Annotated in this window: 9 protein-coding genes; 6 read left to right on the forward strand and 3 right to left on the reverse strand. The window is 72.3% G+C overall.

All coding sequences use genetic code 11. From position 1 onward, the window contains the following. Window positions 1-136: 136 nt before the first annotated feature. From GFH48_RS10995 to GFH48_RS11015, 5 genes are all read left to right on the forward strand, one after another. Window positions 137-763, forward strand: a complete 627-nt coding sequence (locus tag GFH48_RS10995; protein WP_194280839.1) for a DUF3000 domain-containing protein — start codon at window positions 137-139, stop codon at window positions 761-763. A 509-nt stretch (window positions 764-1,272) separates the two neighbouring features. Next, window positions 1,273-1,935: a response regulator transcription factor gene (locus tag GFH48_RS11000; RefSeq protein ID WP_019073943.1), complete on the forward strand. Its 663-nt coding sequence runs from the start codon at window positions 1,273-1,275 to the stop codon at window positions 1,933-1,935. Window positions 1,936-2,082: 147 nt separating this feature from the next. Beyond that, complete coding sequence (locus GFH48_RS11005; protein WP_153288087.1) at window positions 2,083-3,357, forward strand: ribonuclease D; 1,275 nt, start codon at window positions 2,083-2,085, stop codon at window positions 3,355-3,357. Window positions 3,358-3,776: 419 nt separating this feature from the next. Continuing rightward, window positions 3,777-5,003, forward strand: coding sequence for a thiolase family protein (locus GFH48_RS11010; RefSeq protein WP_153288088.1), 1,227 nt, complete (start codon window positions 3,777-3,779; stop codon window positions 5,001-5,003). Continuing rightward, the gene (locus GFH48_RS11015) at window positions 5,000-7,135 is read left to right on the forward strand and encodes a 3-hydroxyacyl-CoA dehydrogenase NAD-binding domain-containing protein (protein WP_153288089.1); all 2,136 of its coding nucleotides are present in this window, start codon (window positions 5,000-5,002) and stop codon (window positions 7,133-7,135) included. Before GFH48_RS11010 ends, GFH48_RS11015 begins: the two co-directional genes overlap by 4 nt. Before the next feature lie 263 nt (window positions 7,136-7,398). Here the strand turns inward: GFH48_RS11015 and GFH48_RS11020 are convergent, their stop codons facing one another. After that, window positions 7,399-8,415 (reverse strand): hypothetical protein, encoded by a 1,017-nt coding sequence (locus GFH48_RS11020; protein WP_153288090.1) that lies wholly within the window; start codon window positions 8,413-8,415, stop codon window positions 7,399-7,401. An 88-nt stretch (window positions 8,416-8,503) separates the two neighbouring features. Between GFH48_RS11020 and GFH48_RS11025 the strand changes: the two genes are divergently transcribed. Continuing rightward, a complete protein-coding gene (locus GFH48_RS11025; protein ID WP_153288091.1) occupies window positions 8,504-8,875 on the forward strand; it encodes a PIN domain-containing protein in 372 nt (123 codons plus the stop codon). A gap of 208 nt (window positions 8,876-9,083) precedes the next feature. Here GFH48_RS11025 and GFH48_RS11030 read toward each other — a convergent pair whose 3' ends face one another. Both GFH48_RS11030 and GFH48_RS11035 read right to left on the reverse strand, forming a co-directional pair. After that, window positions 9,084-10,550, reverse strand: a complete 1,467-nt coding sequence (locus GFH48_RS11030) for an ArnT family glycosyltransferase (protein WP_153288092.1) — start codon at window positions 10,548-10,550, stop codon at window positions 9,084-9,086. A 74-nt stretch (window positions 10,551-10,624) separates the two neighbouring features. Then, the gene (locus GFH48_RS11035; protein WP_153288093.1) at window positions 10,625-12,148 is read right to left on the reverse strand and encodes an amino acid permease; all 1,524 of its coding nucleotides are present in this window, start codon (window positions 12,146-12,148) and stop codon (window positions 10,625-10,627) included. Between the last annotated feature and the right edge of the window lie 131 nt (window positions 12,149-12,279).

Consider the following 12,279-nt stretch of genomic DNA (forward strand, 5'->3'; position numbering starts at 1 on the left):
GACCGGCTCGTTCGCGCGGCACGAACCGGACAGTGGTCCCACGCACGGGTGTCTCTCCCTGCGCGCGGGCCCAGTTCCCCTTAATCTTCCCCGCATGGCTGCGGCTCAGGGACGACTGTCGGACGGCGCTGGGGGAATGGACGATGCCAAGGAGGGGGACCAAGATGCGAAGGAGACTTCTCCGTTGCCGTTCCGGGCCGCCGTCGACGCGCTGAAGGGGGCCCGGCTGCGCCCGGAGATCGAGATCGACCCGACGCGTCCGCCACAGCGCCTGGCCCCGTACTCGTACGCGCTGGAGGCCGCGGTCGTCGCCGAGGACGAGGATCTCGCGGACGGCCGGCTGGTCCTGCTGCACGACCCGGCGGGCCACGAGGCCTGGCAGGGCGCCTTCCGCCTGGTGACACTGATCCGCGCCGAGCTGGAGCCGGAGATGGCCACCGACCCGCTGCTCCCCGACGTCTCCTGGTCGTGGCTGACCGGCGCGCTGCAGGCCCGCGGTCTGTCGTACGGCGAGCCGAGCGGCACCGTCACCCGGGCGAGCTCGCACTATTTCGGGGGGTTGTCCGAGCGTCCGTCCGCGTCCCAGATCGAGATCCGCGCCTCCTGGACGCCGCGCGAGGGGCTGGGAGGCGTACCGGACACCGCCGCGCACCTCGCCGCCTGGTGCGATCTGCTCTGTCAGATCGCCGGTCTGCCGCCGGCCGGGCCGGGCGACGCCTCGGTGGTGACGCTGCCGCAGCGCCGCGGTCCCCAGTCGCGCTGAGCACGCGGCGGTGAGCGCTCCCCCAGGCACTCACCGAGCCGCGCACCCCGCCACCCCCTCAGCACCCGCCCCCTCAGCACCCGCCCCGTCATCCCCCTCACCGTTCGACCCTCACCGTTCGGCCCCGGGCGGCCAAGCACTCACCGCCCCCACGCCGGGCGGCACTTTCTTGTGCGCGGACCGTCGCGCGGGCCGGCGCACGGGGCGCCGCGCGGGCCGACGCTCCGTCGGTACGCGGACGGACGCGCGAGCGCCACACACCTTTCCGAATTCGTTGCCGAGGCTTTGTCGATACGGCCACTTTCAGCCGTGTCGCGACACGGAACGACTCGGTTCGATCTTCGGATGATCGATCGCGTGTCCGAATTGCACGGATTGTTACTCACCAAATCGTGATCATTCTCTAAAGGAGAACGGGTTTGGTGCCGAAGACGTCTGTGACCTTGAAAGCACGGTTCGTCCCGGCTTCATCCCCAGAGCCGGTCCCGTCCCGCACCCCAGGAGGCCTGGTGTCCGTTCTCCTCGAGCAGCCCGCAAGCCTGGTCGCCTACCGCCCGAACAAGCCGACCGCCATGGTGGTCGTGGCCGACCCACGGGTCCGTTCCACCGTCACACGCCACCTCTGGGCGCTCGGAGTGCGCGACGTCATCGAGGCGTCGTCCGTCGCGGAGGCCCGCCCCCGAATCGGCAACCCGCGCGACATCTGTGTCGCCGACGTCCACCTTCCCGACGGCAGCGGGCTCACCCTGCTGTCCGAGACCCGGGCCGCCGGCTGGCCCAACGGCCTCGCCCTTTCCGCCGCCGACGACATCGGCGCCGTACGCAACGCACTCGCGGGCGGCGTCAAGGGCTATGTCGTCACCGGCACCCGTACCAACGTCGGGCTCCCCACCCGGCCGGGCGCCGCGCCCATCGGCTCGGCCGCCGCCCGTATGCACCGCCGCCCCCCGGGTGCCCCGAGCCACCCGGGCGGCTACCGCGAGCTCTCCGGCCGTGAGGTCGAGGTGCTCCGGCTGGTCGCGGAGGGCCAGTCGAACAAGGCCATCGGCGTCTCGATGGGCCTGTCCGCGCTGACCGTCAAGAGCCACCTCGCCCGTATCGCCCGCAAGCTCGGCACGGGCGACCGTGCCGGCATGGTGGCGGTGGCCCTGCGGACGGGGATCATCCACTGACCCCGCGTACGCGAACGCCCAGCCACACCCCGTCCACCCGTTCGTGAACGCGATCTTTCACCGACCTGACTGGTTTACGACCCTCATACGCCCGTCGACGGAACGTTCCGTCGGCGGGCGTAGTCCATACACGGATACCCTTGACAGGTGACCGACGCCCAAGAGACCGCAGCAGACAGCTCACTGCGAACCACCGGAGGCGGCCCTCCGGACGACGTCGAATCGGCGCCGATCCCTTTGCTTGAGCCCCGGGAGGGCATTCCGCCCGTCGTGGCCGACGCGACCGCGCTCGCCGAGGTGATCGCCGCGTTCGCCGCCGGATCGGGGCCCGTGGCCGTCGACGCCGAACGCGCGTCCGGCTACCGGTACGGCCAGCGCGCCTACCTGGTGCAGCTGCGCCGTGAGGGCGCGGGCAGCGCCCTGATCGATCCCGTCGCCTGCCCCGACCTGTCGGGCCTCGGCGAGGCGATCACCGGAGTGGAGTGGGTGCTGCACGCCGCCACCCAGGACCTGCCCTGCCTGCGCGAGATAGGCATGGTGCCGACGCGGCTCTTCGACACCGAGCTGGCCGGCCGTCTCGCCGGGTTCCCCCGGGTGGGCCTCGGCGCGATGGTCGAGAGCGTCCTCGGCTTCACCCTGGAGAAGGGGCACTCCGCGGTCGACTGGTCCACGCGCCCCCTCCCGGAGCCGTGGCTCCGCTACGCCGCGCTCGACGTCGAACTGCTCGTCGACCTGCGCGACGCCCTGGAGAAGGAGCTCGACCGGCAGGGCAAGCTGGAATGGGCCCAGCAGGAGTTCGACGCGATCGCGCAGGCCGAGCCCGCGCCGCCGCGCAAGGACCCCTGGCGCCGTACGTCCGGGATGCACAAGGTGCGCCGCCGTCGGCAGATGGCGGTCGTACGGGAGCTGTGGGAGGCCCGGGACCAGGTCGCCCAGCGCCGCGACATCTCGCCGGGCAAGGTCCTCGGGGACGCGGCGATCGTCGAGGCCGCGCTCTCCCTGCCGCCCAACGTGCACGCCCTGTCCGCGCTGAACGGCTACGGGCACCGCATGGGGCGGCGCCAGCTGGAGCAGTGGCAGGCCGCGGTCGACCGCGCCAAGGCGCTGCCCGACGCCGAGCTGCCGCAGCCGGGGCAGCCGGTGACCGGCCCGCCGCCGCCGCGCGCCTGGGCCGACAAGGACCCGGCCGCCGCCGCCCGGCTCTCCGCCGCGCGCGCCGCCGTCTCGGCACTCGCCGAACAGCTCAACATGCCGCAGGAGAACCTGATCACCCCGGACACCGTGCGACGGGTGTGCTGGGAGCCGCCGACGACGCCGGACGCGGGGGCCGTGGCCGCCGCGCTCGCCGGGTACGGCGCCCGGGCTTGGCAGGTCGAACAGGTGACTCCGGTACTGGTGACCTCGCTGTCCGCCGAGGACTGACGGACCGGGACCGCACGCGAGACCGGCCCGCGCTTCCCCGGAGCGCGGGCCCGCCCGCACCGGCCTCCACCCCCCGCCGGGCTCCGGCCGTGCCGTGATCGCCCTTCGGAGCCCGCCGAACGGTCCCGCGAACCGGAACGGCGACATCGAAATCACGCCAAGATCTCCGGCCGGCGAGCGGCCGAAAGGGGCGATCCCCTCGTCGCCACGGCCGGCCCCCGCACGAGAGCGACGGCCCCGCTCGTGGGTTCCGGCCCCCGGAGACCACTCCCGCGCGACCTTGTCCCCGTGTGACGTTCGCCGCTCCCGGCGCCGGGACTGGGCAGGGTGGTTACTCGTAAGTAGCATGGAGAGGTGAGCGCGCGCTCAGGCGTGTGCGCCGCGCAGCAGTGCCATCCCGCATCTGGAGGAGAGCCATCGTGCCTCGTACCGTCAGGGACGTCGTCTTCGTCGACGGCGTCCGCACCCCGTTCGGCAAGGCGGGCCCGAAGGGCATCTACCACGAGACCCGCGCCGACGACCTCGTCGTGAAGGCCATCCGGGAGCTGCTGCGCCGCAACCCGGGCCTCGACCCGAAGAAGATCGACGAGGTCGCCATCGCCGCGACCACGCAGATCGGTGACCAGGGTCTGACGCTGGGCCGCACGGCCGGCATCCTCGCCGGACTCCCCCAGTCGGTCCCCGGCTACTCCATCGACCGCATGTGCGCGGGCGCGCTGACCGCCGTCACCAGCACCGCGGGCTCCATCGCCTTCGGCGCCTACGACGCCGTCATCGCCGGTGGTGTCGAGCACATGGGCCGCCACCCGATGGGCGAGGGCGTGGACCCGAACCCGCGCTTCGTCAGCGAGAAGCTGGTCGACGAGTCCGCCCTGTTCATGGGCATGACCGCCGAGAACCTGCACGACCGCTACCCGGCCATCACCAAGCGGCGCGCCGACGAGTACGCGGTGCGCTCGCAGGAGAAGGCCGCCAAGGCGTACGCCAACGGCAAGATCCAGCAGGACCTGGTGCCGGTCTCGGTGCGCAACACCAACGCGGAGGTCGGCGAGACGGGCTGGGGCCTGGTCACCGCCGACGAGCCGATGCGCCCGGGTACGACGCTGGAGAACCTGGCGGGCCTCAAGACGCCCTTCCGCGTCCACGGCCGGGTCACCGCGGGCAACGCGGCCGGTCTCAACGACGGTGCGACCGCGTCGATCATCGCCTCCGAGGACTTCGCCCGCGAGCACGACCTGCCGGTACGGATGCGCCTGGTCTCGTACGCCTTCGCGGGCGTCGAGCCGGAGGTCATGGGCTACGGCCCGATCCCGGCCACCGAGAAGGCCCTCGCCAAGGCCGGCCTGTCGATCGAGGACATCAACCTCTTCGAGATCAACGAGGCCTTCGCCGTCCAGGTCCTCGCCTTCCTGGAGCACTACGGCATCGCCGACGACGACGCGCGCGTCAACCAGTACGGCGGCGCCATCGCGTACGGCCACCCGCTCGCCTCCTCCGGCGTCCGCCTGATGACGCAGCTGGCCCGCCAGTTCGAGGAGCAGCCGGAGGTCCGCTACGGCCTGACCACCATGTGCGTCGGCTTCGGCATGGGCGCCACGGTCATCTGGGAGAACCCGCACCACAAGGACGCCGGAGGCGACAAGTGAGCACCGCTGAACTCCTCAAGGGCGCGGCCGAGCTGTTCCCCGACGAGGTCGTGACGTCCGCGCACGTACGCCACCTCGACCTGCCGTTCGGTGCCGGGCGCTTCGCGCTCATCACCCTCGACAACGGCTTCGACCACACCAAGCCGACCACCTTCGGCCCGGCTTCGCTGGCGAACCTCGACGCCGCCGTCGACCAGGTCGAGAAGGAGGCCGCGGCCGGCGAGATCGTCGGTGTCGGTGTCACCGGCAAGCCCTTCATCTTCGCGGTCGGCGCCGACCTCAAGGGTGTCGAGCTGCTCAAGGAGCACCAGGACGCGCTCGCCATCGGCAAGGGCGGCCACGAGGTCTTCAAGCGTCTGTCGGGCCTCGCGGTCCCGACGTTCGCGTACTACAACGGCGCGGCGATGGGCGGTGGCGTCGAGGTCGGTCTGCACTGCTCCTACCGGACCGTCTCCGCGGCCCTGCCGGCGTTCTCGCTGCCCGAGGTCTTCCTCGGTCTGGTCCCCGGCTGGGGCGGCTGCACGATCCTGCCGAACCTGATCGGCGCCGACAAGGCCGTCTCGGTCATCATCGAGAACTCGCTCAACCAGAACAAGCAGCTCAAGGGCGGCCAGGTCTACGACCTCGGCATCGCCGACGCGCTGTTCGAGGGCGCGGACTTCCTGGAGCAGTCGCTGCTGTGGACGGCCGCCGTCCTCAAGGGCGAGATCGCCGTCGAGCGTCCGGCGATCGACCGCGGCGAGGCCTGGGACCAGGCCGTCGCGCGCGGCCGGTCCATCGCCGACAGCAAGGTGCACGGGGCGGCCCCGGCCGCGTACCGCGCGCTGGAGATCATCGAGGCGGCCAAGGACGGCGACCTCCAGAAGGGGTACGACGCCGAGGACATGGCGCTCGCCGACCTGATCATGGGCGGCGAACTGCGGTCGGGCATCTACGCGTTCAACCTGGTCCAGAAGCGCGGCAAGCGCCCGGCCGGCGCCCCGGACAAGTCCCTGGCCCGTCCGGTCACCAAGGTCGGCGTCGTCGGCGCGGGCCTGATGGCCTCCCAGCTGGCGCTGTTGTTCCTGCGCCGGCTGGAGGTGCCGGTCGTGCTGACCGACATCGACCAGGAGCGCGTCGACAAGGGTGTGGGCTACGTCCACGCCGAGATCGACAAGCTGCTCCTCAAGGGCCGTGTCAACCAGGACAAGGCCAACCGCCTCAAGGCCCTGGTCTCCGGTGTGCTGGACAAGGCCGAGGGCTTCTCCGACGCCGACTTCATCATCGAGGCCGTCTTCGAGGAGATCGGCGTCAAGCAGCAGGTGTTCGCGGAGGTCGAGGCGGTCGCCCCGGCCCACGCGATCCTCGCCACCAACACCTCCTCGCTGTCGGTGAGCGAGATGGCGTCGAAGCTGAAGAACCCCGAGCGGGTCGTCGGCTTCCACTTCTTCAACCCCGTCGCGATCCTCCCGCTCCTGGAGATCGTGCGCGGCGAGCGGACGGACGACGCCTCGCTCGCCACGGCGTTCGCCGTCGCCAAGAAGCTGAAGAAGACCGCGGTCCTGGTGAAGGACGCCCCGGCGTTCGTCGTGAACCGCATCCTCACCCGCTTCATGGGCGAGATCCAGAACGTCATCGACGAGGGCACCCCCGTCGTCGTCGCGGAGAAGGCGGTGGAGCCCCTGGGCCTGCCGATGTCCCCGCTGGTCCTGCTCGAACTGGTCGGTCCCGCGATCGGCCTGCACGTCTCGGAGACCCTCAACCGGGCCTTCCCGGACCGCTTCACGGTCTCCTCGAACCTCGCGGCCGTCGTCAAGGCGGGCAAGCGGGGCTTCTACGTGTACTCCGCCGAGAACGGCTTCAAGCCGGAGCTGGACCCGGAGGTCGCCGCGCTCCTCCAGCAGGGCGACGTCGTCCTCAGCGAGGAGCAGGTCCGTGACCGCGTCCTGGACGCCGTCGCCCAGGAGATCGGGCTCATGCTCGACGAGGGTGTCGTCGCCGAGGCGCAGGACATCGACCTCTGCCTCATCACCGGTGCGGGCTGGCCCTTCCACCTGGGCGGGCTCACCCCGTACCTGGACCGTGAGGGTGTCTCCGAGCGCGTGAACGGCAAGCGGTTCCTGGAGACGGGCGTGGCTTCCGTCCCCGCGTAGCCCTCCGCCGGTTTTCGTGGGTGCCCCGTACGCCTTTCGGTGTGCGGGGCACTCGGGCGTTCGCGGCCCGGCCGCCAGTGCCGCCCTGCCGCCGCGGGCGCCAGTGCCGCGCTGCCGCCGCGGGCTGTTTTCCGGGTGCGGGAGGGCGGGCGGCTGGGCGCGCAGTTCCCCGCGCCCCCTGACGGGGCCCGGTGTGCGTTCGTCGGTCCGGGACGTGGGTGGTCGCGCCCCGGCCGCCTCCGCACTTCTGGGTGCAGTGGGCGTCAGACCGGCTGCCAGGCCTCCAGGGCCAGGCCCGGCTCGTCCTTGCGGCGGGTCAGGAGGAGTTCGTCCGTGCCCGGTGTGAGGGCCGCCGCCACCACCCGGCCCTCCTCGTCCCGCGCCAACGACACCGTGGCGCCGGCGGGCAGCCGGGGGCCCGACTCGGTCCACCAGGCTCCCGCCGTCTCCTGCTCGGTCGGGTAGGCCGCGAACACGATCCGTCCGCTCGCGGAGCGCTGCGCGAGCAACGTGCAGTCGTAGCCGTCGAGTTCGCAGCGGATCACGGACACGGGACCGGGTCCGACGGACGGCAGCAGCGGTACGGGCTTGGCACCCGGCCGCCAGGCGCACAGTTCGCCCGCCGCGTCGGTGTAGAAGAGCGTGCTGGACCCGGCGGACGTGGCGAGCGCCCGGAGCGTGCCGGGACGTACCGACGCCTCCAGCGCCTCCTCCATGACCGGCCGCGAACCCGGCTCCTCCTGGCGCCAGTGCAGGATCCCGTCCGGGACGGCCGCGAACAGCTCGACGAGCCCGGACTCCCCCGTCACGGCCGCCAGACCCTCCTGTACGGCGCTTCCCCCGAGGTCGCGCCACGGATCCCAGCCGCCCTTCTCCTTCTGGGCGACCATGCCGACCCCGCCACCCTTGTTGCGCACGAAGACGTGGGCACGGCCCCGGGCATCGACCGTCACGGCCGGTTCGCCGGTCCGGTCACCCTTCTTGTCGGGGTGTCCGATCGGGGTCCAGTCGAGGGCGGACAGCCGTGGCCGGAAGTGCGCGGAGTGGACGAGCCCCGACTCCCCGGTCACCGTGGGACGCCAGGAGACGAGGTGCGTGTAGCCGTCGGCGCCCTGGCCGAGCGCGAGGGCGGGGTGCAGGCGCTGGTCGCCGCCCACGGTGCGCGCGGGGTCCCAGGAACCGCCGGGCCCGCGCTCCGCCCGGCAGAGGACGGCGGCATCCGACAGCAGGTACACACTGAGCCTGCCGTCGCGACCGCGTCTGAGCCATTCGCCGTTCACCGGTTCACTCTAAGCCGGGGCCCTGTGGCCTTCGCCAGGGGCCCGGCGGCCGTCCGTGCGCGACGGCGGCGCGTGCGACCCTGGCCCCATGGACGACCCCCTGCTCGTGATCATCGACGGTGCCAATGTCGTCGGCTCCGTGCCCGACGGCTGGTGGCGCGACCGCCGGGGAGCCGCGGAGCGGTTGCGGGACCGGCTCGCCCGCGAGGGACTGCCGGGACACGACGGACCGGTGGAACTCGTCCTCGTGGTCGAGGGCGCGGCCAGGGGCGTGGAGCCGGTGGCGGGCGTACGGGTCGAGACGGCCCCCGGGAGCGGGGACGACCACATCGTGGCGCTGGTGGAGGAGGCCCCTGACCGCCCGCGCCTGGTCGTCACCGCGGACCGTGAACTGCGGCGCAGGGTCACCGCGGCCGGCGCCGGGGTGACGGGGCCGCGTGCGGTACGGGACGGGACCTGAACCGCGGGACCGGACAGGGTGCGGGGCCGGTGCCGGCCTGCGGCACCCGCACGCGCACCGGGGCCGCTCCTGAGGACCTGTCTCCCGCCCGTGGCCCCGCCGGCCCGGGACGCCCTTCCGCGGAGCCCCGTGGGCGCCCTGACGCCCGTACGCGGCCCGGATGCGCGGCGTGGTGTGCCGGCTCCCCGGCGGCGCCCCCGGCGCACGGTCAGTCCTGGGCGTCCGTACGCGTGTACAGCACCGCCCCGTCGACGGTGCCCGCCTCCTCGTATCCCGCGGTGAGCAGCCGGCGCAGTGACGGCACCCTGTCCGGCGCGTAGGGCCGGCCGCGGGAGTCGTCGACGACGAGGACCGGCGGGCGGGCCGTCAGCTCCGCCCGGAACACCGACCACGTGCCCTCGACGGCGTACTTCTCGCCGACCTCCGGTCCGTCGCGCCCGCCGCTGTAGTTGGTGAGGAGACCCGCGGTCAGATAGCGGGTGGCGGGGGCACGGCCGGCCAGCCAGTACGTCTCCGGGTGTATGCCCCAGACGAGCACGCGGTCCCCGGGCCGGGTGCGGTGGGCCACGGCGGCGGCGAGGCGCTGGGAGTGGGCGAGTTCGGGGCGTGGCGCCAGCAGCCCCCAGCTCAGGAACAGCGCACAGCAGCAGACGGAGGTCACGACCGCGGCCGATACCCGCTCTCGGGGCAGCGTCCGCAGCGCGGCGGTCGCCAACAGTACGGCGGGCGGCAGGAGTTGCAGGTAGTAGTGGCCGAAGAAGTGGAAGCCGGTCAGTACGGCCGCCGTCGCCGAGCCGAGCCACAGCCACAGGTCGGCCGAGCCCGGACGGCCGGCCCGCAGCGCCCCCGCGACCGGCGGGATCAGCCCCGCGCAGGCCACCGCCAGGATCGCCGCGTTGACCAGCCCCCGGCCCAGGACGTGGAGTTCCGAGCCGGTGAGGGAGGCGTAGGCACCCGAGCCGGTGACGGTCCAGAACAGCAGGCCCGCCGGGTCGGTGAGCAGTGCCACGGCCGCCACCGGGGCGAGAACCCCGACTCCCGTCCTCAGCAGGCCTCTTCGAGGGGATTCCGCCTGGTGCCACAGCAGCCAGAGCACGGGTACGAGTACGGCCGCGCCGGTCTGCTTGACCAGGAACGAGCAGGCGACGGCCGCGCCGGCCGCACCCCAGCGGCGCCGGTCGGCGCACCACATCGCGGCGGCCGTGCAGGGCAGCATGAACACCTCGAACGTGGCGGCCTGCGCGTCCTCGGGGTTGAGTCCGATCGACACCAGGGCGTACAGCACGCCCGCCGTGCGCCCGGCCCGGTCGCCCCAGCGGCGCCGGGCCAGGGAGGCCAGCAGCACGGCGGTCGACAGCTGGGCCACCACCGCCAGCACCCTGACCGAGGTCAGCGACCCGGAGCCGAACACCGCGAACGCGCCTTCGTACAGCCAGGGCACGAGCGGCGGCTTGCGGTCCACGACCGTCCGGTACAGCTCTCCCCCGCCCGCCAGTATCCGCGCCTGCACGGCGAGATAGCCCTCGTCCGGGCTCCACAGGGGCCGTACGAAGGAGGGGACCCGGGTGAGGGCGACCAGCACCGCGAGAACGGGCAGCAGCCGTCTCCAGTAGCCGCCGCCCGGCACCCGTGACCCGGTGGCGGTGCGTCGTGTGTCCAGGAGCCCGGCGCGCATACGGTGCACGCTATCCGGCCCCGCACTCCCCACCTGAGCGGGACATACGGGGCCGGAGTCCTGAAACGGGCGGGTCAGGGTCCGTGGGATCCCTCCGCCTTCCCCTCCTCGCCCGCCGCGGCCTTCCGCTGCAGTCCGAGACGGCTGTGCGAGCGTCCGTACAGGAAGTAGACGAAGCAGCCGACCGCCATCCAGATCAGGAACCGCAGCCAGGTCTCCGTGGGCAGGTTCACCATCAGCCACAGCGAGGCGAGCACCGACAGCGCCGGGACCAGCGGCACCAGCGGGGTGCGGAAGGCGCGGTGCAGGTCGGGGCGGGTGTGGCGGAGGATGACGACGCCGGTCGCGACGACGACGAAGGCGAAGAGTGTGCCGATGTTGACCAGTTCGGCCAGTTCGCTCAGGCTCGTGAAGCCCGCGAGGATCGCGATGATCACGCCGAGCAGGATGGTCGGCCGGTGCGGGGTGCGGAACCTCGGGTGGACGTGGGAGAAGAACCGCGGCAGCAGTCCGTCGCGGCTCATCGCGAAGAAGACCCGGGTCTGGCCGAGGAGCAGGATCATGCAGACCGTGGTCAGCCCGACGGCGGCGCCGAAGCTGATCACGCCCGCGTACCAGGGGTGCCCGGTCGCCTTGAAGGCGTCGGCGAGCGGGGCGTCGATCGACAGCCGGGTGTACTTCTGCATGCCCGTGACGACGACCGACACGGCGACGTAGAGCGCGGTGCAGATGAACAGGGAGCCGAGGATGCCGCGCGGCATGTCCCGCTGCGGGTTCTTGGTCTCCTCGGCGGCGGTGGCCACGACGTCGAAGCCGATGAAGGCGAAGAAGACGACGGATGCGGCGGTGAAGATGCCCATCACACCGAAGTCGGTCGGCGTGTACCCGGACAGCAGCTGGATGAGGGGGGCCTGGAGACTGCTGCCCGCCTCCTGGGCTCGCGCCTCGGGGATGAAGGGCGCGTAGTTGTCGCCGACGATGAAGAAGGCGCCCGCGACGATCACGATCAGCACCACGGTGACCTTGATGGCGACGACGACCGTGGTGACCCGGGCGGACAGCTTCACGCCGATGACCAGGATGGCGGTGAGCACCAGCACCAGCGCGGCGGCGAGGACGTCGAACCCGAACCCGGTGGCCCCGTCGCGCCCGCCGAGGTAGTCGGGCAGATGCCAGCCCGCGTTGTCCAGGAGCGAGCGCACGTATCCGGACCAGCCGACCGCCACCACCGCCGTGCCGAGCGCGAACTCCAGCACCAGGTCCCAGCCGATGATCCAGGCGGGCAGTTCGCCGAGCGAGGCGTACGAGAAGGTGTACGCGGACCCCGCCACCGGGACCGTGGACGCGAACTCCGCGTAGCACAGCGCGGCCAGGCCGCAGACGACGCCCGCCACGACGAAGGCCAGCGACACCCCGGGGCCCGCGTTCTCCTTGGCGACCTTGCCGGTGAGGACGAAGATGCCGGTGCCGATGATGACACCGACGCCGAAGACGGTGAGGTCCAGGGCTGACAGCGACTTCCTGAGTGCGTGCTCCGGCTCCTCGGTGTCCAGGATCGACTGTTCGATCTTCTTGGTCCTGAAGAGGTTGCTGCTCACGGGCCTACCTCCACGCTTGACGTCCTCGACCTGATCGAGGGGGCGTGTACGGCGGATGCCCCGGCGCGGAGTCGTTCACGCGAACGGGCCGGTTCCACCACCCGTACAGGGTGCTGGAACCGGCCCGATGG

This window comes from Streptomyces fagopyri (assembly GCF_009498275.1).
Lineage (GTDB): Bacteria > Actinomycetota > Actinomycetes > Streptomycetales > Streptomycetaceae > Streptomyces > Streptomyces fagopyri.

Coding starts and splice junctions, on each gene's coding strand:
- GFH48_RS10995 (WP_194280839.1), top strand. CDS start 137: ATGGACGATGCCAAGGAGGGGGACCAAGATGCGAAGGAGACTTCTCCG.
- GFH48_RS11025 (WP_153288091.1), top strand. CDS start 8,504: ATGGACGACCCCCTGCTCGTGATCATCGACGGTGCCAATGTCGTCGGC.
- GFH48_RS11030 (WP_153288092.1), bottom strand. CDS start 10,550: ATGCGCGCCGGGCTCCTGGACACACGACGCACCGCCACCGGGTCACGG.